The sequence below is a fragment of the Cupriavidus sp. OV096 genome (assembly GCF_900115455.1).
GTDB lineage: Bacteria > Pseudomonadota > Gammaproteobacteria > Burkholderiales > Burkholderiaceae > Cupriavidus.
In genome coordinates this window covers 83,808-106,696 of record NZ_FOWM01000017.1, presented here as the reverse complement: position 1 = coordinate 106,696, position 22,889 = coordinate 83,808, and the positions used below count along the sequence as shown (strand labels likewise).

The window sequence follows — 22,889 nt, the reverse complement described above, 5'->3', positions numbered from 1 at the left end:
GATGTAGCGGCTACATGCTAATGTCGGACTGCAGCTAGATAGAAATGTCGCCCCCTTAGCCAAGGCTGGCATTCTGGCGGTTTCCCGTCTGCGCAAGACCGGAGGCCGCCATGCCGATGCCCGAGTCCATCACGATGACGATGCGCGAATTCGACCGATTCAAGGTGATTCAGGCCGTGGTCGAACAAGGCCTGCCGATATGGCGCGCGGCCGAGAAGCTTGGCCTGTCGCGGCGACAGATCGAACGGCTGGCGCTCCGATATCGCAAGGACGGGCCCTGTGGGTTGGGTTCTCGCAAGCGTGGATGCAGCAGCAATCGGCAGCTTCCTCCTGGTCTGGAATCCCGCGTGCGCGGCCTGATCCGCGACAGCTACGCGGACTTCGGACCCACGCTAGCTGCCGAGAAGCTGCGGGAGCGCCATGGGATCGACCTGGCCAAGGAGACGGTGCGGCGGATCATGATCGACGCCGGCTTCTGGGTGCCGAGGAAGCTGCGCCCGCCCAAGGTCCACCAGCCGCACAACCGCCGGGCCTGCCTGGGCGAGCTGGTGCAGATCGACGGCAGCGATCACGCGTGGTTCGAGGACCGGGCGCCGGCGTGCACGCTGCTGGTGTTTGTCGACGACGCCACCGTCCGGCTAATGGAGCTGCTGTTCACGACGGCAAGTACACCAACTCGCTCGCCTTCTTCAGCCGCTTGCAGTCCGTCCTCGAAAGCGTAGTGAAGCTGAGATTCGCGCTTGGTTGGCAAGCCGGACTGGCTGACAATCGGCCAGGAAATCACAACAAGTGCTCCGTGCGAGGATCTGTGAACCCAGTCAGGCAGCTCGCTTCTGTAGCGAATAATTCGGCGAACGCCTCCAGCCGAGTCCTTGGTAGCGGTGACCTCCCAAGCCCTGACTCGCGTGTGAAAACGAGGTGACTGCGACCATCGTGACGAAAAACCATTTTGAGAAGCGCATCTGGATATGTAGGATTGATTTAGATGGAACTGTTGCGGCGGCAAATCCAAGCGGCCTCCTGGAGGTCTTATTCTTTTTGAAGTGTCGCGGGATGGCTCGATTTGTTCCAGATTCGTTGAGAGGCGTTGTTGCGCGGCCTCAGCCCTGGTGGCGCCCGCTGCAGTCGGCGCGATCCAGCAGCAACCGGCAGCTTTACGCTCAGCCCCTACCTGCTGAGCCTGCCGCTGGTACTGGCGGCGGTCATTCTGGTCGCGTGGTTCCGGCCACGCGATACGGGCCCGATGGTCGTGGCTTCGTCGAGGCACGCTGCGTGCCCCCTCAGGCCTTGGCTGCGGGAGGCGGTGCGCAGGACTCGCGCATAACGACTTGCGTGGTCAGCCGTACTTCCTGCCCCCCCTGCTCCTTCGCCTGTGCGCGCTCCGCGGCGCCGCCAATCGCTCGCAGCAGAATTTCAGCGGCGGCCGTGCCCACGGCCTCGAGGTCCCAACTGATCGCGGTGATCGCGGGCGAATACAGTTGGGGCAGATCGCCGTCGCCGACGCAGATCAGGCTGACATCGTGCGGCACCCGATGGCCGGTTTGTCGCGTTGCCTGCAGTACACCCGACAGGATGCGCGTGCCCAGGCAAATGAATGCCGTCGGCCGGGACTTTGCGGAAAGCAGGGCCAGCGCGTCGCTGAACGACAAATCCATGGCCGAGCGGCTGGCTCGGACGAGCGTTTCATCCACCGTCAGGCCACGCTCGGCCATCGCCGCGCGATATCCATCGATACGCTCGCGTCCGGGTCGCAAGGCACCGTCGGAGGTCATCAGCGCGATGCGCGTATGACCCAGGTCAAGCAGATACCGGCAGGCTTCGTATGCGCCGCGGAAGTGGTCGACGTGAACGCCCGATCCCTGCTCGCCGAAGTCGCGGTCCATGGCAACCACGGCCAGATCACGCGAGATCTGTTCAAGATAGTCGGCACGCTCTACTTCACAGGGCCCGAGAATCAGTCCATCGACGCGTCGCCGGCGGAACAGGTCCACCATCAGCTCTTCCTGCGCCTTGCTATTGTGAGTGTTTCCAACCACCATGGCGTAGCCTTCGCGCTGCAGGCGCATCTCCACCGCGGTAATGATGCGGGCATACAGGGGGTTGGCCAGATCGGAAACCAGCAGTCCCACCACGCCAGAAGTACCTGTGCGCATGCTCTGCGCGATCGGATCTGGTGCATACGCCAGCGCCTTCGCTGCGCGTTCGACGGCCTGGAGAGCCGCTTCGCTTACGGGACCGCTACGATTTAACGCCCGCGAGGCCGTGCCCAGCGACACGCCGGCCGCCCGCGCCACGTCACGAATCGTGACGCGGGCGGGCGTATCGGAACTAGGGGTGCGCGTTCGGCTGCTCATTTTTGATCCCGGGGCTTGCTAGCGGATGGCGGCAGTGCGGCCGGCTTCGCTCGCGATTATCGCCCAAATCCGCCCACATCTAGTACATCGCACGGCCGCCACTGATGTCGAAAACCGCCCCGGTGCTGAAGCTGCAACGCGCGGAGCACAGCCAGGCCGCCATCTCGGCGACCTCCTCGACGCGGACGAAGCGTTTCATCGGCACGCGCTCCAGCAGTCGCGCCTGCAGTTGCGCACGCTGGCTATCGTCGTAGACGCCGAAGATATCGGTGTCAGCCGCGCTAGGCGTGATGCAGTTGACCAGCACACCGGTTTCGGCCAATTCCTTGCCCAGGCTTTTGGTCATCGATATCAGCGCTGCCTTCGATGCAGCGTAGGCGCCGGCGAAGGGGTTGCCCTCCTTCCCGGCAATCGACGCCACATTAACCACGCGGCCATAACCGTGACTCACCATGAGGGGAACCACAGCCTGCGCGCACAGCAACCCGCCAAAGACGTTCACGTCGAAGACGCGCTTCCATTCATCGAGAGAGGCCTCGATCGTCGGGCCGCTGCGCCCCAGAATCGCGGCATTGTTGACCAGCGCCGTGGGCGCTCCCAGCGCTGCCGTGGACTGTGCCAGCGCGCGGTCGACCTGAGCGCGATCCGTGATGTCAACCGCGACAGACATCGCGTTTGCGCCACTTGCACGCAGCGATTGCACAGCCTCGTTGAGTTGCCCGGCATCGCGATCCCACAATGCTACGGAAAAACCCTCTGCGGCCAGACGGGCACCAATCGCCAATCCAATGCCACGCGCAGCGCCCGTCACCACCCCGACGCGTCGCCCCGCTTCCCTGCTTTCGTTGGCGGTCATTGCGGCGCTCCGATCCGGCGGATGGGATCAGCGCCGTCCCAGCCTTTGGCAGCGGCGGCAATCGACGCGAAATACTCGCCCTTGCCGCCCGCCATTTCCGAAATCTCCACGATGTTGCCCGGCAAGTCCGCGTGGACGTAATAGGCAAATCGGCCGCGCATGCCCATGCGGCCGCCGTGCCCCTCTACGTAGCCGCGCCCACGTAAGGCTTCCGCGTACTCGTCGAACCGGTCGTCTGTCCAGTAGGCGATATGCTGCATGCCCTCTCCTGCCCGCTTCAGGGAATCCAGATACAGCGACGGCGCTTCGTTGCGTTGCTGGATCAGCTCGATCTGGACGCCCCCTGAATTGGCAAGGGCGATAGACAGGTCTGGCAGTGCCGATGTCTTGCCGTAGTAACGGAACTCGGTGGTACCAACGGCTTCCTTGTAGAACCAGGGGCCGACGCCCAACACGTCGCTCCAGTGCCGCATGGCCTTCTCAATGTCGCGCACGACATAGCCAATCTGGCAAACGCCACCAAACAGCAAACTCATTGCCTCCCTCCCCAAAATTGGAAACGTTTCCAGTTCCAACTCTAGTCTGCGTTGCATTCAGATGCGACATAGAGTTTACCATGATTGCCGTGCCCCACATGGTCTACCAAACTTTCATGGAAACGTTTCCACATCGATTGGAACGCACTGAAGACGTCTGCATCGCAGAACGGACGGATACCCACGGAGACAGCCATGAACAGATTTCTCGCCAGCGCCCTGCTCGCCCTTGCCACCACCGCCGCCCAGGCCGGCGATGTCGCCACTTATCCCGATCGCCCTATCCGCATGCTGTTGCCCTTCTCCGCCGGCGGCGGCGGCGACATTCTCGGCCGCCTGCTCGCCGAACGCTTCGCGGCGCAACTCAAGCAGCCGGTAGTGGTGGAGAACAAGCCGGGTGCGGCTGGCACGATCGGTACCCACGCCGTCGCCACCGCAGCACCGGACGGCTACACGATCATGATCGGCGGCATGTCGACCCACCAGCTTGCGCCGGCCACGTACACGAAGCTGCCCTACGACCCGGTGCGCGACTTCCAGAGTCTGGGGGCGATAGGGAATTCGTCAATCGTGATGATTGCTGCCAATCAGTATCCAGCGAACAACCTCAAGGAACTGATTGCGCTGTCGCGCAAGGACAAGACGCCGATTCAGTATGCAAGCTGGGGGGCGGGATCCACGGGCCACTTCTGTGGCGAGGTCCTGAGCCAGAAGTCCGGCATACCGATGCAGCACGTGCCATACAAGGGCACGTCGCAGATTGTGACCGACATCCTCGGCAACCACATCTCTGTGGGCTTCGTCGATATGGTGACTGCCACCCCTTTCGTCAAGGAAGGCAAGGTCAAGGCGCTCGCTGTATGCACGCGACGTTCGCCTAGCTTGCCAAACGTCGCCAGCTACCAGGAACAGGGGGTGGACTTCGACCGCGAACTGACCTGGGTCATGTACGTGCCAGCAAAGACGCCAAAACCCATCGTGGAGAAATTGTCTCGCGTCCTGGAAACCACGCTCAAGGAGCATGACGTCGTCAACAAGCTGCTCTCGCTGGGTATCACTGCAAAGTATGTGCCCGGACCGGAGCAACAGGCTGTCAATGCCCGCGATATTCCCATGTGGAAGGCAATCGCGACGCAAGCGAACATCAAGCTGGATTGAGCGACCGGCCTCACACACAGCACCCGATCACCATTCGAATTCTCATCATCTACCACAGGAGATTTTTAATGTCAGCTACGCTCGACGCCGCACGCATCAAGACCGTGCGGGACCACATGGCTCTGGAATGTGTCCATGACTGGGATGCCGTCATCGATACGTTTGCCCACCCCCGCTACGAAATGCATGGCAGCGGCGTTGTCTTTGACGGCGAAACCGAGGTGCGCGGCTACTTTGATTCGTCGCGGATTCCCTTCCCCGACCTCAAGAACGAAATTATCGCCATTGCTGCCGTCGACCAAACGGTGCTCGTAGAGTTCTGGTTGCAGGGCACGCATCTCGGTCCGCTCCAGGCCAACGGCAAGACCTTCGCACCGACGGGCCGCACCTTCCGGGTTCGAATGGCCGCCACGTTCGAGTTTGCGCCGGGCTCGGACAAGATCATCTGCGAGCGCCCATACTCGGCGCCCGACGCCAAGCTGCGCGCGCTCGGCCTACGCTAAGGGACGCCGGCATGGGAGATTCAGCACTTGCAATCGCCAGTGGGCATGGCCGGCTGGCCGGTAAGGTCGCCATCGTCGTGGGCGCTGGCTCCAGTGGCGCGGACGTCAGCAATGGCTCTGCCGCGGCCATTGTCTATGCGCGGGAAGGCGCGCGCGTCCTCTGCGTAGACCGCGACACCAAAGCCGCGCAACGCGTTGTTGAGCAAATCCGCGAAGCCGGCGGCGATGCACTGCCGTTCGAGGCCGACGTATGCAGTAAGGCCCAGCTTGCAGCCATGGCCAGCTATTGCGCATCCGAGTTCGGACGCATCGATGTACTACATAACAATGTCGGTATCGAGATCGTGGCGGAGCTCGAGGATATCCGCGAAGAAGATTGGGATCGCGTCTTCGACATCAATCTCAAAGGCGTCATGCTGGCATGCCAGCAGGTAGTCCCTCGCATGGTGAAACAGGGCGGTGGTTCGATCGTAAACATTTCGTCGATCGCCAGCCGAAAATGGAGCCCGATGCCGTTTCTGGCTTACAACACGTCAAAGGCGGCGCTCAACCATATGACGCGTGTGCTCGCGCGCCGCTACGCTTCTGATCGTGTTCGGGCTAACGTCGTGGTCCCCGGATTGATCGACACACCACACGCCGCGCACCTGACCAAGGGTGACGCTGCGGCGGGACAAGCCGCACGCGACGCGCGAAATCTGCGTTGCCCGATGGGCCACCAAGGCACTCCATGGGACATCGCCTATGCGTCGCTGTTCTTGGCAAGCGATGAATCTCGCTACATCACCGGCACCGAGATTGCAGTCGATGGCGGACTTTATCTCTGAGCCACCCGGACTTCCGGACACTTTCAACATACCGGCGACGAGACACATCTATATCCGCGCGATTCGACTCGTCGCCTCAGGAGATTTGCATCATGGCATTGCCCAAGGTCTTTACCCATCAGGATCGACTGCTGTCCCTCAACATTCACGATGCAGTGGCGTTCCCAGGCTCGGAATCCGGCTCCACCATCGTCCCGCTCTTCCTCGATCGTGAGAGCGGTGTCTGGGTCCTGTACGGAAAATTCGAGCCAGGCACGACACTGCCGCCCCATTTCCACACCGGGACCGTCCACTTCTTCACGACGAAGGGCGAATGGAACTATGTCGAGTACCCAGAGGACCCGCAAACAGCCGGTAGTTACCTGTATGAACCGGGCGGCTCCATTCACACGTTCTCGGTACCGGCCGATGCCAAAGAGCCCGCTGAGGGCTTTATGGTCGTCTATGGCGCCAACGTAATCTTCAAGGACGGCGAATACCAGTCCGTGCGTGACGCCGGTGCGATCGAGGACGGCATTCTCAATGCCGCCAAGGCCATGGGGCTGCCAACCCCACGGTATATCCGGCCAACCGGCGGAGCCACGTTCTCGCGCGACTGAATTTTCACGCCCGTATGCTGTGTAGGAGTGTCTCAAGGGGCACGCCTCAAAAAAACTAACTTGATGGAGACAGAGCCCAGCAGCAATTCTGGTCCGATGCGCATTTCGTGGATGGCGAGAGCGGAAATCGATGCAGCGCAGCATGCGCCGAGCATAGGATGTCTTTCACTTGTTGCCATGCTACTCACGGCTTACCCCGTTCGGAGCACGCACACTCTGCTGCGATCGGCGCCGCCTCTCTACTTCGTCAACGCGTCGCGCCGTTTGCGCCAGTAACGGTCGAACAGGGTCGAGAGGTCCCCTTCCACCGCGCCGATCGAACACGCCTCACCCTGCGGCCGATGTGTGCCGAAGATGTCCCGCCCATTGATCGGAGCCGCCATGCATAGCGCATTGTCGCCACCGTTGCCGGCCGGACTCAGTGGACGCAGCGGTGCATAAAACGGCCCCAGTATCGGGAAAACACTGGGAATCGTGCTGCCGCAGGCATTGCCGGGAAACTGGAGGTTATGGCCAAGGTCGCGGAATGTGCGCTGCGCATCCGCGCCCCCGCAGGCGCCATTCCAGTTACCCAGCACGATGGTGTTGGCGAACTCGATGGCCGATGTATCACCACAAAGCTGGGCGTGCTGTACGGGACGGCTGCCATTACCGGCGATGGTGACGTTCAGGAATCGCACGTTGCCGCCATGGAACGCGCCAGCGCCCTGCTTTGCCGAGTTGTCGACAAGGATCGTGTTCGCAATCTGCCCCATGGCCGGCATGCACAGCGTCTGAATAGCGGCGCCGGTATTGGCGGTGTTCTGGCGAAACAGGCTGCCTCTGCTGTCGAGCCGCGCCTGCCGCGCGTAGATGGCGCCGCCCGCCGTACCGGCCGTGTTACCGACAAAGCCATCGACGCTGATCTCCACCAGCGCAGACTCTCCCGCATAGATTGCGCCGCCGGCACGGGTGGCGACGTTGCGCTCGAATCGGCTGTTTCGCACGCGCAGGCTGCCCTGCCGTTGCAAATCCCAGACGGCCGCGATGGCGCCCCCGCTGCCGGCCGCCTGGTTGGCGCGGAACGTCACCTTGCGCATGACCGCCGTGGCACCGTGTGTCTGGCGGATAGCGCCGCCATCGCCGCCGGCGCGATTGCGCTCGAACTGGCTGTCTTCCACGGTCAGCGCGCAGCGCGACAGGATGGCGCCGCCGTCCTGTGTATCGGCGTTATCGGCAAACCAGGCATTCCGGATGGTGACTTCGCAGTTTCCCGCCGCGCTGCCGCCAAAGCTGGCGTGGCCATTGCGCAGGAATTGGGTATCCGCAATGCGCACCGTGGTGCCCGGCCCCGTGGCCAGCACCTCGCCACCCTTGTTGTCGGTCAGACGACTGTTTTGCGAGATATCGAGTTCTCCTTCGGACACCACCAGCACGGGACCGGTATTCTCGGCAATCCAGGCATCGCGCAAGACGAGATTGCCCGCCAGCAGCCAGATCGGACGATCCGAGTTGCGGATGGTGGTCCCTGCCAGCAACGATACCGCTCCTTCCCCCGAAATCACGCTGCCTGGGTTGCCGCCCGATGTGCCACCCCCACGGATCGTGATACGTGTGAACGAGGCGTGTACACCGGCGCGGATCCCGAACATGCGGTGTCCGTTGCCATCGAGCGTGACCTTGCCCTCGCCGTCGATCACCACGTCCCGGCTGAGCGCATGCGTGGTGGTGAAGGCGATGGTCCCGGCGCAAGCAAACGTGATACGCCCGCCGGCCTGAAGCGCCTCGCTCAGGTCCGTGCGTGCATCACCAGGCCAGACGTCCTGGCCGCAGGCCGTGACGGTGGCATCGGCATGGGCCAGGCCCGCGACGAGCATTGGCACGATACCGTGCAACCACTTCGTAATCAGGTTCATGGCGGACCCAGCAGGATGAACATCGGGTTATCCAGCCGCGTGAAATCGAGCACGATCCTGCGCCGCGTCACCGGACTGGTGATCTCGACGCGGCCGTCGCCGCCCGATGTCATGGGCGCCACGCCCAGCGCGCCCGGGGCGGCGCCCGCGTGAGGCCAGTCATCGCGGTCCGGCTGTGCGGTGCCGTTGACGGACGTCACCTGTACGCAATCGAAACCGATACGCTGGCCGGTCGTGCCTCGCACCGACACGTATTCACCATTGCAGGCGGAGCCCGTGCCCATCAGCGGACCGGGCCCCGGATTCCGTTGCCGCGCGCGCGTGCTGAATGTCTCGAAGTCCATCTCCGCGCCGTCGACGATCTCGATCAGGCCGACGTTATCGAACGGGCCGAAACGCGAGTCGTTCCCTGCGCGCGGCTCGTTGTAGATGGCCATCCAGAACGTGGGACCGGCGTTGTAACCCGGGCACGCGGGATCGTCGGACCGGACCAGGAACCAGTTCGGGCGCTGGTCATCCGGCTTCATGCACGCTCTCAGGTCGTCTGGAATCATGAGATTGACGCCGCAAGCGAAGCCGTCCCAGACGCACAGGTTCTGGTCGTAGCTGGGGGCATGGCCCCCCACCTCCGCCCGCCTGCCATCGAAACGCAGGAAACGCTCCAACGAAGAACGGCGTGTATCCGATTCCCGAACGCGTTCCTTGCGGTCGAACAGCGGTGCGACGTGCGGGGGGCCGGCCAGCATCAGCGTCGTCGGCACCGCCGCGCCCAGGCCGTCTTGCGTGTCCTTGAGGATGGTGCCGTCAAGTCCATCGGTGGTCGTGTTCATCGGCATGCCCGTGGTCACGCCGCCGGCCGTGATCGTGAAACTGGCCCCGCTGGAAACGATCTCCCAGCCATCGTGGTGAATGCGCTGATGCACGAGCGGCGCATGGCCGCGTTCCATCGCCAACGAGAAGATGGCTTCGTCGGGCCGCCAGTATGACGTGGCCGCATAGATCGCCTGCGACGCGTACGCGCTGGTGGCCGCATAGGAATTGCCGCCGCCTGCCGGCAGGTTCAGCGATGGGCCGAAGTACAGCAGTCCCAGGGCGTGCAGGTAGTCGGCGCCCTCGCTGAGGTCGAACAATCCGTTGAACGGCCATTTTTTGGGATCGTGAGGCAGGCCATCGACGTGAAACAGGTACTCGCGCTTGCGGCGATATGGCACGATGCGCCGCCCTTCGTTGCTCGATATCGCATACTTCGCCACCGCATACTCAAGCGCAAGCTGCGCGCCAGTTCTGACATCGGGGTCCTTGGCAAAATCGGCAAGGTTCATGATCGCGGCCAGGCTGTATCGCTGATAGGGCCGGCTGTTGTATTCGAGGAAGTCGGCCTTCACCACGCGTTGGGTATGTTCCAGCAGCCATTCGCGTAGATTCTTCTGGTCGCTCGCATAGCCGGTGCCCCCATTCGACATGATGTACTGGTTGTTGAGGTACTTCGTGGTGTTGATCAGGAAGAGGTGATTCTCGGTTTCCGGAATCGTGAGCACCAGCGCGAGGGCAGCTGCCGTGGCGACCCCCGCGGCCACCACGCTTACCAGCACCAGCAGGAGCACGCCGCCAAGACCGGCAGTGAAGATGGTCACCGCCACCGCCGCAGCGATCAGGAAGATGATCAGCAGAATCCAGGCGAGGTCTTCCAGCGTGTTCGCCAGGTCTTCCATGAACCCGTCGAAGCCGTCGCGGTCGTCCGATCGCTCCTGCGGGCTGCCGACACTGCGCTCCTCGTTGCCGCATTCCCACAGGTGATAGCGCTCCTGCGCGGGGCCGCCATCGATATCGATCAATTGATCGTTGAGCCTGGTCCTCGCTTCCTGTGACAGGATGGGCCGCGCGCGGTCCAGCTCGGCTACGCGGATCAGGTCCTTCAACGTGGCGTCCCAGTCGCCGTGCGTCTTGCCCACGCGGCCCGCGCACAGCATCCCGTCCGTCCCCACCTGCTGGGTGCCCCGCGACATATTGAGCAGCGCCGTGTTGGCCTGCGCAATCAGACAGGCCGTGGCAATGCGGAAGGTCAGGTGTACGCGTCCGAAGTCTGTCGGAATGCTCGGGTCCGGTGGATCCTGCAGGACAGCCGATACGTTGTAGAAACCGGGCGTTGCGCATACGGGCGGCGCGAATCCCACCAGCTTCTGCTGCAGTGGCGCCACATCGGGCAGGCTGCCTTCTGGCGGGCTCACCAGCGCTTTCCAGATGGGATCGTCGAGGAACTTGTCTGCGGCAGCGATGCGGGTCGCTTCGTCAGTGGACCTGCACTCGTCCTCGAACAGCCGGCAGATCACGGTACGGTCGAACGTCACCGTTGCCGTACACCAGCCCGGTTCGAACTCCGCCAATGGCAAACGACGCCTGCCGAGCTGGCTCCACACGACCTTGCCGAGGACTTCGGCGGCCATGTCCTCGCTGCTGTCGTGCGCGCGGAAGCGATTGACGAAGTCGAGTTCCATCCCGCACGCCATCACCGAGATCACCCGGGTGCCGCGCACCGGCAACGTGTCGATGGCCTGCGTGACAAAGACCGGTGCCTCGGCCATCGGCACCTGATACTGCACCGTGTCGGGTGCCGCCTGCGTCAGGCCAGGTGCCACGGCCCACAACAAGCCGAGCGTCAGCCGTACAAGCCTTGAGCATCTTCTTTTTATCATTGGCGCCTCATCGTTCGGCACGCGGGGACGCGCGCGGCAAACGCCTGAGGGCCGCAGGCAATGAGAGCAGCTTAGAAGGTGGCGGCGAAAGCGCAAATTCGCGCGATTTCAGCCTGATCTGCGTGGAATTTTCGTCTAACGTCAGATTCTGATGTCATGCCCCGCGCGTTTCACGGGTCCCGGTTTGCAAGTTTCCCCTCTAGACGGACAAGGCCGATCCACCCCACAAATGACTGCTAAAGGCGAGGCCGATGCCCGCTATGGGTCGATCGCTGCCCGTGACTGCGAGCCTGGCTCCGCCGTGGCACCTCGTCATGCAACTGCCCCGCCCTGCTCCGGCTCAGGCGCCCCTGGCCAGCCCCACCACCCCATCCCCCTCGAAAGATCAACACCCCGCACAAAAAAACACGCTCGGACTGCATTGGCCGCTTTTTTTAATGTCGCACCCCTCCCCCACATCCTCCCAAGCTGACGGCCCTGCCGCCAAGCCAGGAGCGAAACTGCCCATGTCCGCGCAGACTGGTCCCCCGGTCAAGTCTTCTGATAGCGCGGGGCAGGCGTGCCAACCTGCGTTGCCGCGAATAACGCGGAACGTGCCGCATCGTACTTCGCCCACAGGCTCTCGTCGGCGACAGAGGGCCAGGTGACGGCTTCCCCGTTATCGAGGCCGACCAGCGCGGCGTCGACCATATCTTCCGCGCTCATCACGCTTTCCGGGCGGAGCGCGGACAGCGGCACGCCGGAGACACCTTCCGTCCAGATTTCGGTCGCGGTCGACGCCGGCAGCACCACTTGCACCTTCACGCCAGTGTTCGCGAGTTCGTCCTGAAGACCGCGAGTGAAAGCCAGCACGTATGCCTTCGTGCCGCTATAGACCGAGCTCACCGGCAGCGAGTGGACCGCCAGCACCGAAGCGATATTGATGATGACCCCATCGTTGCGCGATAGAAATCCGGGCAGCGCGGCGTGCGTAAGGCGCGTCAGCGACGTGATGTTCAACGCGATCTGCGACGTTGAATCGTTCACCGACGATTGCGCGAGCGGACGCAGTCGAGCGAAGCCGGCATTGTTCACGAGGACGCGCACGCGGGCATCGTTCGCCAGCACCGCCTCGACCTTGACGACGTCGGCCTCGTTCTCGAGGTCGGCAACCAGAACCTGAACTTTGACCCCGTGAGTCTCAGACAGCTTCTCCGACAGTGCGGCCAGTCGGTCGGCGCGCCGTGCGACCAGGACGAGGTCGTAGCCGCGAGCGGCCAGTCGATCGGCATAGATGGCACCGATGCCCGATGATGCGCCGGTTACGACGGCAGTTTTTCTGGAAGTGGACATGCATATCTCCGTTGAATTGAATGAGTGCTCAAGTATTTAATTGAGTGCTCAAGCTTATAGCGGCATCGCTGCTACTTGTCAACGGTGCTGTACTCAACCATTCTTACGGGATGGGAAAGAAACGTGATGAAGCCGCTACCGCGATTGCGGACGCAGGCGGTATGCCAGGTGAAGAAAAGAGCATTTTCGAGAAGCTGGTTTGCACCAACACCTCGCTCAGGCGCGCGGCACGCCGTCTGGGCAACCTCTATGACGATGCACTTGCGCCTCTTGGCCTGAAGGCAACGCAGGTGGGGCTATTGGCTGACATCGAGCGGCTGGCCTCCGCAGACGGGGGGCGGTCACCAACCTTGCAGGACCTCGCGGGCAAACTCGCGATTCAGATGTCCGCGGTGACGCATGCGCTCCGGCCTCTGATTCGGGATGGTCTTGTGGAATTGCATACGGACGAGCAAGACAAGCGGTCCAAGCGTGCATCCCTGACAGGCGTGGGTACCGCCCGCTTGCATGAAGCCATCGTCTATTGGGCGAAAGCGAACCAGCGTGTGGAGGAGGTATTGGGTAGTGATTCAGCTGCCACCCTGCGCGCACTCGCCGACCATGTCGCTTCCGATGCTTTCCTCGATGCGTATGTCGATGACCAGAATGCGACCGTCAAGCGTGCCTAGGCACGGTCGGTGTGCGGAACTCCGAGTCGGCGCCGCGACCTCAATCCAGTGGTAGCGGAATCCCAGTCTCCGCGAAGACCTCACGTACGACGGACAAACCGTTCAGTGCCGCCGGAAATCCCGCATATACCGCCATCTGCATCACAACCTCCACCACCTCTCGCGGTTTGCAGCCGACGTGCAATGCAGCTTGTACATGCACGCGAAGCTGCGGTAATGCACTGCCGAGTGCGCAAAGCGCTGCGACAGTTGCCAGTTCCCGCTCGCGCAAGCCGAGGCCGTTTCGGGCGTAGATGTCGCCGAACGGAAACTCAACCACGTAGCGCGCGAAGTCCGGAAACGATTGCGCCAGCGTTTCGACCACGTTCTGACCGGCAACCCCATCCACTGCAGCCAGCATCTGCAAGCCACGCTCGTAACGTTCTGGGTTCATAGGTCACCCCGTTGACAATTGCGCCGGGAAACAGCGGCCAGGGCAGCATGGTGAGTCAGGTTCATTGATCTTCTCCAGAAGAGTTGGTGCGGCAAATGTAGGGCACGCACCCGGGATGCGGAATGACCAAGTTTGTGATACCTTTTTGATATGTCTGATCGCCTCGATTCCCGATCCCTTTTGCTTTTCCTTGCCGTGGCGGACGCACTGAGCTTCCGGCAGGCGGCCGAGACGCTGCATCTTTCCCAGCCGCCACTGAGCCGGGCAATTCGAGAACTCGAAGAACGGTTGGGAACGCGGTTGTTTGACCGCAATACGCGGGGCGTGACGCTTACCGTCGCTGGGGAGAAGCTGCTCCCTTATGCGCGCAGCATTGCCAAATTGCTTCGCGAGGCTGAGGCAGCGCTCACGATTAAGGGTCTGCCGGCCAACCTCCGGCTTGGACTGACTAGCGCCGTGGAACCAGCCTGGTTCCACGGGCTGGCACAACGGGTGCAAGCCCGTCATCCCGGAACCATCGTCTCGACCTTCTCCGATACATCGCCCCGGCTCGTACGCCAGCTTCGCGCTGGCAAACTGGACGCAGCGTTCATCGCGCTGCCTACGGAAACGCACGAACTGGAGGTCCGGGAACTCGACCAACTGCCGATGGTCGTCGCGATACCGTCACGCCATCTTTTAGCCAAGCGCAGAAGAATTGGTCTCGCGGACCTGGCACGTGAGAAGGTCTTCTGGTTCGAGCGTGCGCGACAGCCCGCGTTCTTCGATCACTGCCAGACAGTTTTCTCCCGCCATGGTTTCGCCCCATCCAAATTGAGGGAGCCATCGGACCATCACGTTCTACTTGCTGATGTGGCGAATGGAAAGGGCATAGCCCTGCTGCCGAAATCGTTCACCGCATTACGACGCGCTGGCGTCGTCTACAGGTCATTGGTCGAGGGCGAGGAACTATCGGTTTGCATCGGCCTCGCTTCGCCCGCTGATCGGCAAGGCGTACGTGAAACTCTGGTAGAGGCGGCAATTGTGAACCGACACTCCTAGTACAAGGAACAACAGCATGAAGATGGATGCATTTGCATTTGGGACGACCAACTGGGCGGAAGTCGAAAAGACAGCGCACCAGGGGGAAACCGGCATGGCCTATTGGCGCACGCGATGCTTCGGTGAAAAGCCGAATCAGATTCGGGTGCGGATGGTGGAATACACCCCTGGCTACCTCGCGGACCATTGGTGCCAAAAGGGGCATGTCCTCTTCTGCATGGAAGGTGAGTTGGAAACAACGCTCGAAGATGGACGGAAATTTGTTTTGACGGCGGGCATGAGCTATCAGGTGGGCGACAACGCGGAGCCACATCAGTCTTATACCAAGACAGGCGCCAAGCTCTTCATTGTGGATTGAGCCACAGCAGGTTGACGGCGTCATTCGCATTTTCCGCGAATGTGGCTACCACGCGGGGCTCTCCTCCATCACTTGGTAAAGGGATCGATCGGCGAAGGCGGCGTGCCGCGCGCCTCGATCGCCTTGCCTGCCAGCAGGCACAGGTCCTCCCGAAAATGGCTGGCCACGATCTGTACGCCGACGGGCACCGAGTCGACCAGATTCGTGGAGACGACGAGCCCCGGCAGCCCCATCGCCGGGAGTGCCCGCATGGTCAGCTGCGCTTCCCAAACGCGCTGAAAGCCCGCCGCGCCCTGCATGTCGAGCCCGTCCGGGAACGGCAGCTCTCCCGATACAGGAAGCAGCAGCACCGGGTATTTGGCAAGGAAGGCGCGCCAATGACGCACCAGCGTGGTCCGGCGCACCAGCGAGCTGTTGACGACGTCACCGGGCATCGCACTGACCTTGGCACGCACGCCCTCGACCACGGCCCGCGCCCCGGGATCGCCATCCCGGGTAACAGCGTCGACGAGCGCCGGGAATCCATCGCCGAGCCACAGTCGCTCCTGAACTTCGGCCGCATCACGGATCAGCGGCGTGTCGTCGATCTCTTCGACCGTCCACCCCGCGTCCACCAGCCGCCGCGCCGCATCGCGCAGCGCAGCTTCCACTTCCGGGGCGATCTCCATGCCACCCGGGCGCAAACAGAGCGCCGCCCGCAACGCCGTCTCGGGACCCTGTAGCGGCACGGGCACCCACCACGGATCACGCACATCGGGCGCGGACATGGCCATCAGCGCAACTTCAAGATCCGCCACCGTACGCGCCATGGGCCCCGTCGCGGACATCAATTGGGCGCCGATCGGACGCTCGGGCGACGAGGCGTTGAACGCCGGCACCCTGCCGAACGACGGCCGCAATCCGTGGATGCCGCATGCGTACGCCGGGTAGCGGATAGAGCCGCCGATGTCGGTACCGAGCGCGATACAGCCGATCCCCGCGGTTACCGCCGCCGCCCCTCCCCCGCTCGATCCTCCAGGCGTAAGCGCAGGACTGCGCGGATTGCTTGTATGACCGTGGACCCGATTGTCGGTGAACCAGCGCAGCGCGAACGTGGGCGAGTTGCTGCGGCCAAGCAGGACGGCGCCCGCCCGCGCGAGGTTCTCGACGGCCGGACTGTTGTGCTGCGCAACCAGCCCCTCTTGCAGGCGTGTGCCGTTCGTCGTCGCAAATCCCGCGTGGTCGGTATTGATCTTCGTGGTGACGGGTACACCCGCCAACGGCCCCGGGTCCTCCCCGCGCGCCAACGCCGCGTCAACGGCATCCGCCTGCGCCAGGACCGACTCCGGGCGATGTGCGACCACCGCGTTGATCAACGGATTGACGGCATCCAGGCGTTCGAGCGCGGACGTTGCTGCCTCGCGGGCAGACACCTCACGATGCCGAATACGCGAGGCCAGTTCAGTTGCCGATAGGCGCCAAAGTTCAGTCATGATCCCTCCGTATTAGCTCGCGAAATAATTCGCCATTGCGTCGATGAACGCCGTCGGTGTCTCGGAAAATGGAAAATGGCCCGCGTCATCGAACTCCACCAGCACCGCGCCTGGAATGCCCCGGGCGAGGGCACGGCTGGCGCGCGGCGGGCACACCCAGTCGAACTTGCCGACCAGTACGAAGGTTCGGGCGGAGATGCTGCCCAGGAGAGGCCGCAAGTCATAGGACGGCGCAATCACCGTCATGAAATGCCGCATGATGTCGACCGAAGCGATGCTGAGCGCGGTGAGCGCAGGCGGCACGTCCATGTGGGACGGCGCCGCATAATAGGGACCGACCTCGCGGAAGAAGGCCTCGACGCTTTCGGCGGTAATGTCACCGGAAAACACCCGCGCCGCTACCGCCATCGTTTCGGGCCCGGCGCGCGAGGCCAGCGTCGGCGCCGGCTCTCCGTTATCGTCCGTAATCGGCTGCACGGTTGGCGAGCTGCTGCACAGTACCAGCCCCCGTACCAGCGCAGGATGGCGCAACGCCAAATGCATGGCGACAAAGCCGCCGGCCGAATGGCCAAACACATGAACCTGCCCCACGCCGAGATACGCGCACAGCGCCGCGACATCATCGGCCATCTGCTCAAGCGTGCAGGTATCCAGCGGTGGGCGTCCCGAGCGCCCCTGCCCTCGCAAGTCGACGTAAAGCAGTTGCACCTGATCGCGCAGCGCGGACAGCCCGGGCTTCAGGTAGCCATGGTCGAATCCAAGTCCCCCATGGATGACCACCAGCACCGGCTTTTCCACCAGTGTGCCCTGCTCCGGGCGAAATCCTTCGCCATCCACGTCAAAGAAGAGTTCGGTGCCGTTAAGCGTGGCCTGCATGCGTCCTCACAGTCGTTGCTGAATCAACGCACACAGCTTGACGGTTATCGACGCATCACCTTGTCGGGATAGACCGGATTATTTGAAATTGCACCAGATTGGGACGGAGAAGCGGAAGCTGGCGCCTGCTGCGCCGGCACTACAAACTTCAATCTTCCCGTCGTGAGCCTCCACAATCGACTTGCAAATGGAGAGGCCCATGCCCATCCCATATCCTTTTGTGGTGGCCAGAGAGTCGAAGATGTGCGCTGCGATCTCATCCGAGATGCCCCGGCCGGTATCGCTGACTGACACCCAGACCATATGGTGTTCATCAATATGGGTCTGGACTGCAATGCACTTCTCCCGCTCTTCCATGTCACTCATTGCCTCGAGTGCGTTGGTCAAGAGATTCATCACTACTTGCTGCAGCAATATGCGATCACCAGAGACAATCAAGGCATCCGTTGCGAAGGTGCTCGATAGCATTACCTTCTCAGCATCAATGCGCTCCCGCAAGACGTTGAAGACCTCGAGTATTGCCTCGTGGATATCCATGCTCGATTTATTCGGACGAGACTCCTTGACCATCGCTCGAATGCTTCCGATGATATTCGTCGCACGCTCGCTGCTTGCGGAGATCATCTCGAGCGCCGCCACGGCCTCCGAAAGGTCCGGAATCTCTCGATTCAGCCATCGAATTGCGGCGCGGGCACACGTGCTCACCGTGGAGATGGGCTGACTGACTTCGTGCACGATGAATGCCGCGAGTTCACCCAATTCTGTCAACCGCGCAGCCCGTGCCAATTTTTCCTGTGTCTCTCGGGCGTAACGGTCGGCTTCCGCGCGCCGAATATGCTCGGCTTCAACGTTCTCATACAACTTCGCGTTTTCCAGGGAAAATGCCACCTGAGATGCGAGAACCTCAAGGGTCCTCACACGCGTCGCATTGAAGACGCCTGCGATCAACGCATTCTCCACATACAGCAATCCTGTGAGTGAACCCTGCTTGAGGAGTGGGACACACATAATCGACCGCGATCTGTGTGCCCGAACATAGCTGTCGAGTCCGTATTGCGGGTCATCGCGCGCATCCTCAAGCACGACAGACTCCTTGCTGCGCAGCGTCAGGTAGGCGATGGGCGTCGCAATCAACTCCGGCGAGAGGACCGTCCGTACGAGATTCATTTCCAACTGTCCCTGTGCCAATTTTGCACGTGCCGCCACATACAACACGCCGTCTTCGAGCAAGCACAGCACCGCCCGCTCCGCGCCGGCATATTGCAGGGCATTCTGGAGGATGATCTTCATGACCTGTTGTAACGAGAACTCCCCCGACAAGGCCCGGACCGACCTCAGTACAACTTCCGTTTCGAAACGATCCTCGCTCCATAACAGTGAGTTCCCGAGTTCGCGAAACTCCGTGCTCCTTCCTGCTCTAAGCGCGGGAAACTCCACATCGAGGTGCCGAACCTTTGCATCCGCCCCCCAGCAAGCGTATGCACTCCTCGCCTGCTCCAGGTATCCCTGTTGCGCGGAGCGGAGCCCACAACGCGCTGCGAAACGAGATGCCAGCTCTCTGGCGACGCTCTGAATGTGCATATCGCGCGACTGATCCGCCAAGGCTATCGCCTCTTCATAGAGCGCGAGACTATTCGCCTTGTCCTCCATCAGCTCAGAAAGCTCCGCGGCGAGCAATTTCTCGCGCGAGAGAAAATTCTCGGGACAGGCCTCCGCCCAACACTGCATCTGCCGAACCCGATCTCGCACAAGACGCGTGTGAGCTTCGCGATCGGCAGGTGCGGCTGTCCTCGCCATGGCGATGCGCAATAGTCCGCTATAGAAAACAAAATCAGCATTCTCCAGAAAGGCGGGAGACGCCCATGCGGATGCGCTGGCGCGCGCTTCAGCCTCCATTGCCTTGGGCAGGTCTCCCCACAGGACCGCGACCTGCAGGCGGTACGTCCAAAATGCAAAAGCGGCAATGTCCCGATGGAACTTTCCACTGATACAGTCGCTCAGCAAATCGAGATACTCGACATTTGGATCGTGCATCCCGATATCGACGGGAACCCCCCTGAGCTCGCGGATCAACCACGCCTGTGCCATGAACGCGTCAACGACTAGCGCAAACGCAGCATCCCGCGCGAGTTTCAAACCGTCCTCGGCGATTTGTTGAGCCTCCGACAACGCACCACCACTGAACAGTAAATTCGTGACAATGTGCCGTCGGGAATAGACGGCGAACGTCATGTCACCCTGGCGGTCGGTGAGTGCCGTCGCCTCCTCCAGATGCCGCCTCGCCTCCGTGGCGGAGCCCGTCCAAGGAAGGCTGAGCGCACCGAAGCACATCTGAACACGACCGGCGTATAGATTCAGCCCTCGCTCCGCCGGGAGCCGCATCGCGAGTTCGCCGAAAACAGCGGTCGTCGCATAGTCCTCAAATCTGGCTCCAGCAATGAAGCTTAGACAGACGTAGGCATAACATGACGCATCGCAGTGTCCATATTCAAGACTGAGGTTGATCATTCGAAGAATGATCAATTCGGCGAGGTCCTGACTGGAAAACATCACCGCCGGTATGAGATCCGTCATCACGTCCATCGCATTTCGAACGCGTTCGTCGACCATAAGCTTCAGGTTGACGAGATCTTGAACACTACGGCTTCCGTAATGCTCTAGAAGTCGCCGATAGTCGGCCTCGACGCCTTCCAATCGATTGTCCTTCGAGAAGACGATGCCGGCCTCCTCTTCGAGATACCGGAATCCAACTTCCAGACCTTTATCGGGCTGGTCCAACGTCACATACATTGCGAGGCGTAGTCGAATAAGCTCTGCCCGGTGCCTGGAATCCAGTAGATCTTTCGATATCGCCGCGATTCGCTCTGATGCTTCAATAGTTCGCATACACACGAACTCGCACTCTCCAAGCCTCAATTCGATAACCGCGAGCAAGTCACCGTCGAGGTCGGCCCGATCTTTCAACAAATCCCGGGCATTGGCGAGGTACGCAATCGCCGCCTCATAGGCCGTCGCTTCCCTGGCCTTATTGGCAGCGTCAAGAATGATCAACGCGAACTGACGCCGTCGATGATCGGAAACCGGCAGCCTCGCCCTGGTCAAATGGTTCGCGACAACAAAAACACTGACCTTCAATCCATTCTTGACAACGTTTTCCCAAAGGTTGCTGCCAACTTCCAGATGTTTCTCCTGCCGTTCGAGATCGCCGAATGTTTCGTATACAGCGTCGCGAACCCGATCGTGCGTGAAGGAGTAGAGACCGTCGCTCAACACAATGAACTGCTTTTCAAGGGCTTCTCGCAGCGAAAGCTCGACCAGATTTTGTGGGCGGCACATCGCCGTAGACAGGATTTCAAGCGATGACGGCTCTGCGAGAATCGCCAGGTATTGCGTTGCCATCAGCGCGTCCTGGGCCAGACTCCCAACCCTTGTTGACAACAACTCGACCACGCTTGAGAGGTCTGATCTTGCTTCAAGTGCCGGCAGGGATGCCACCCATTCGCCGTTGCCCTCGTCGTAGACCATGACCTCATCGTCGATGAGTGATCTGACCAGCTGTATCGTGTGAAGCGGATTACCGCCGCCGCCGCGGTAAATGGCGCCCTCGAGTGCGGTGAGATTCCCGACATCATCTTCGTCCAGGACTGCACGCAGGAGCCCGCCCACTTCCCGTCCAGAGAGAGGTCCGAGTGTCATCCGCTCAACCATATCGGTCAGAACAAAGGGGCGCACGTGAGCCCCCTCGCTCTCGACTTTCCCGTCGCGCATTGCGCCGACCAACAAGACATGACCACAGAGCGGGTTCTGCAGCACATATTCAACAACCTCGAGCGTTGCTTCGTCGACCCACTGCAAGTCATCCAGAAACAATAAGAGCGGGCGCTCTTTCGAGGCGAACGCACGCAATAGCTTTGCGATGGCATCGAGGAAACGATGCCTTTCTGCGTGCGCCGACACAGCGGGATGGTGCGTGTGTTCTCCCAGGAGTCGGCTGAAATCCGGGAAAATGGTCGTGATGATCGATGATTCGTCGGCAAAGGCCTCGCGGAGCCTTCGCTGCAGTTGCGCATACTGCAGCGGAGGATATCCAAGCGCCGCTCTCAAGAGTGCGTGAAGGGCCCGGGACAAGCTGGCATAGGGTGTGACACCATCCCCAAGCTCGCATTTGCCTTGCGCAAACTCACAGGTTTTGCCGCCGACCTCCAACCTGAGACGATTGACTAAAGCGGTCTTGCCAATGCCCGCCGGGCCTTCCACTAACCATAATCTCCGCTTCTGGTCATCCGGCGTGCTTTGAATGGCATCGCGAAGACGCTCAAGCTCCGCCAGGCGACCCACCAGCCTTCCGGATCGGAACAGACTTGCACCCGATCGACGCCTTTGTCCCAAGGTTGCTGTTCGCGGATGATTCACTGTGGTCAGGGCAACCAGATCGTCAACAACATCGGAAGCCCGTTGATACCGCTCGCTTGGCTCCTTGGCCAGCAGTCGACATACAAGCTCAACGAGGCGCGCGTTGAAACTTCGTTTCAGATCAAGGAGCACATCTTCGTCAGGACGACGAGCGATATGCGCATGGATGAGCTCCGATGGCGAAACGCCAGGGAAAAGCACGCGGCCGGTCAGCATGTGGAAGAAAATGCAGCCCAGTGAATATAGATCTGAGCGTTCGTCGAAGACTCGATTGACCCGCCCAGTCGCTTCCGGGGCCATATAGTGCAGCGCCTCGCGGTCCATTTCCCGTTCCGTTCCGCCAGCGAATGCGGACAGCGTCGGCATCAAGGCTAGCGCACGAAAACCCGTCAACCTTGCACGTAGCTCGCCTGGATGCACCATGATGTTCGAAGGCGTCAATCCCCCGTGGACCAGGCCTGCGTCATGGACGGATGCCAGCGACGACGCCACGAGCAGTGCGTGGCGAATGAAAATCTCCGGCGGCGTGGCGCCTGAGATCAGGTCTTTCAGCATCTCGCCACCAGAATCGTGCAGCAGCAGAGCCGGGTTTTGATTATGTACGGTGAACCTTAAAGGGCGCAGTGCAATGCCGCCATCGAACTTGTCTCTGATGCTGTATTCGTAGCGCAGCTGCTCGAGGGAGGTTTCGGACACCGGGGCCACGGGTATCGCAGCGATTACCGACGAATCCACAAACTGTGCGCGGTAGAGTTCGATCGGACCATCGCGAAGCAACGTCAGCCTCGCGCCAGCCAGGCCTTCCGTCTCATTAATGAAATCTTTCAGAATCCTCTCCCGAGCCAATTGAACCCCTGAAGGGGCTGGGGCGCACC

General features: G+C 61.4%; 17 protein-coding genes and 1 pseudogene. 8 read left to right on the top strand and 10 right to left on the bottom strand.

The window, feature by feature from the left end:
* Positions 1–110: 110 nt before the first annotated feature.
* Positions 111–671 (top strand): annotated as a pseudogene (locus BM115_RS25685) (helix-turn-helix domain-containing protein); the annotation flags it as partial.
* Positions 672–1,280: 609 nt separating this feature from the next.
* Here BM115_RS25685 and BM115_RS25680 read toward each other — a convergent pair.
* The 3 genes from BM115_RS25680 to BM115_RS25670 form a co-directional block, all read right to left on the bottom strand.
* Complete coding sequence (locus tag BM115_RS25680) at positions 1,281–2,354, bottom strand: LacI family DNA-binding transcriptional regulator (RefSeq protein ID WP_092301307.1); 1,074 nt, start codon at positions 2,352–2,354, stop codon at positions 1,281–1,283.
* 79 nt (positions 2,355–2,433) lie between these two features.
* Complete coding sequence (locus BM115_RS25675) at positions 2,434–3,210, bottom strand: SDR family NAD(P)-dependent oxidoreductase (protein WP_092301304.1); 777 nt, start codon at positions 3,208–3,210, stop codon at positions 2,434–2,436.
* Positions 3,207–3,746, bottom strand: coding sequence for a VOC family protein (locus tag BM115_RS25670; protein ID WP_092301301.1), 540 nt, complete (start codon positions 3,744–3,746; stop codon positions 3,207–3,209). Before BM115_RS25670 ends, BM115_RS25675 begins: the two co-directional genes overlap by 4 nt.
* A gap of 195 nt (positions 3,747–3,941) precedes the next feature.
* On the opposite strand from BM115_RS25670, the gene BM115_RS25665 reads away from it, so the two are divergent.
* The 4 genes from BM115_RS25665 to BM115_RS25650 all read left to right on the top strand — a co-directional run bounded on the left by BM115_RS25665 (position 3,942) and on the right by BM115_RS25650 (position 6,833).
* A complete protein-coding gene (locus BM115_RS25665; protein WP_092301298.1) occupies positions 3,942–4,904 on the top strand; it encodes a Bug family tripartite tricarboxylate transporter substrate binding protein in 963 nt (320 codons plus the stop codon).
* A 68-nt stretch (positions 4,905–4,972) separates the two neighbouring features.
* A complete protein-coding gene (locus tag BM115_RS25660; protein WP_092301295.1) occupies positions 4,973–5,407 on the top strand; it encodes an ester cyclase in 435 nt (144 codons plus the stop codon).
* An 11-nt stretch (positions 5,408–5,418) separates the two neighbouring features.
* Positions 5,419–6,234, top strand: a complete 816-nt coding sequence (locus BM115_RS25655) for an SDR family NAD(P)-dependent oxidoreductase (protein ID WP_092301292.1) — start codon at positions 5,419–5,421, stop codon at positions 6,232–6,234.
* A 92-nt stretch (positions 6,235–6,326) separates the two neighbouring features.
* Positions 6,327–6,833, top strand: a complete 507-nt coding sequence (locus tag BM115_RS25650) for a 2,4'-dihydroxyacetophenone dioxygenase family protein (RefSeq protein WP_092301290.1) — start codon at positions 6,327–6,329, stop codon at positions 6,831–6,833.
* Between the two features lie 239 nt (positions 6,834–7,072).
* Here the strand turns inward: BM115_RS25650 and BM115_RS25645 are convergent, their stop codons facing one another.
* The 3 genes from BM115_RS25645 to BM115_RS25635 all read right to left on the bottom strand — a co-directional run bounded on the left by BM115_RS25645 (position 7,073) and on the right by BM115_RS25635 (position 12,753).
* Positions 7,073–8,728 (bottom strand): hypothetical protein, encoded by a 1,656-nt coding sequence (locus tag BM115_RS25645; protein ID WP_092301287.1) that lies wholly within the window; start codon positions 8,726–8,728, stop codon positions 7,073–7,075.
* Positions 8,725–11,364, bottom strand: a complete 2,640-nt coding sequence (locus tag BM115_RS25640) for a hypothetical protein (RefSeq protein ID WP_143093941.1) — start codon at positions 11,362–11,364, stop codon at positions 8,725–8,727. The genes BM115_RS25645 and BM115_RS25640 overlap by 4 nt, the downstream gene beginning before the upstream one ends.
* Before the next feature lie 588 nt (positions 11,365–11,952).
* On the bottom strand, positions 11,953–12,753 hold the full coding sequence (locus tag BM115_RS25635) for an SDR family NAD(P)-dependent oxidoreductase (protein ID WP_177220015.1): 801 nt from the start codon (positions 12,751–12,753) through the stop codon (positions 11,953–11,955).
* A gap of 44 nt (positions 12,754–12,797) precedes the next feature.
* Here BM115_RS25635 and BM115_RS25630 point away from each other — a divergent pair, with 44 nt between their 5' ends.
* Entirely contained in the window at positions 12,798–13,421 is a 624-nt protein-coding gene (locus BM115_RS25630) for a MarR family winged helix-turn-helix transcriptional regulator (protein WP_255370984.1), read from the top strand.
* A 40-nt stretch (positions 13,422–13,461) separates the two neighbouring features.
* Here the strand turns inward: BM115_RS25630 and BM115_RS25625 are convergent, their stop codons facing one another.
* Positions 13,462–13,854: a carboxymuconolactone decarboxylase family protein gene (locus BM115_RS25625; protein ID WP_092301275.1), complete on the bottom strand. Its 393-nt coding sequence runs from the start codon at positions 13,852–13,854 to the stop codon at positions 13,462–13,464.
* A gap of 150 nt (positions 13,855–14,004) precedes the next feature.
* On the opposite strand from BM115_RS25625, the gene BM115_RS25620 reads away from it, so the two are divergent.
* Together BM115_RS25620 and BM115_RS25615 are read left to right on the top strand one after the other, a co-directional pair.
* Positions 14,005–14,895, top strand: a complete 891-nt coding sequence (locus tag BM115_RS25620; protein WP_092301272.1) for a LysR family transcriptional regulator — start codon at positions 14,005–14,007, stop codon at positions 14,893–14,895.
* Positions 14,896–14,911: 16 nt separating this feature from the next.
* Entirely contained in the window at positions 14,912–15,253 is a 342-nt protein-coding gene (locus BM115_RS25615) for a DHCW motif cupin fold protein (RefSeq protein ID WP_092301269.1), read from the top strand.
* Between the two features lie 68 nt (positions 15,254–15,321).
* Here BM115_RS25615 and BM115_RS25610 read toward each other — a convergent pair whose 3' ends face one another.
* The 3 genes from BM115_RS25610 to BM115_RS25600 form a co-directional block, all read right to left on the bottom strand.
* Entirely contained in the window at positions 15,322–16,725 is a 1,404-nt protein-coding gene (locus tag BM115_RS25610; protein ID WP_092301265.1) for an amidase family protein, read from the bottom strand.
* A 12-nt stretch (positions 16,726–16,737) separates the two neighbouring features.
* Positions 16,738–17,601 carry an alpha/beta fold hydrolase gene (locus tag BM115_RS25605; RefSeq protein ID WP_092301262.1) on the bottom strand — a complete coding sequence of 288 codons (864 nt, stop codon included), beginning with the start codon at positions 17,599–17,601 and terminating at the stop codon, positions 16,738–16,740.
* A 78-nt stretch (positions 17,602–17,679) separates the two neighbouring features.
* Positions 17,680–22,860, bottom strand: coding sequence for a trifunctional serine/threonine-protein kinase/ATP-binding protein/sensor histidine kinase (locus BM115_RS25600; RefSeq protein ID WP_092301259.1), 5,181 nt, complete (start codon positions 22,858–22,860; stop codon positions 17,680–17,682).
* Between the last annotated feature and the right edge of the window lie 29 nt (positions 22,861–22,889).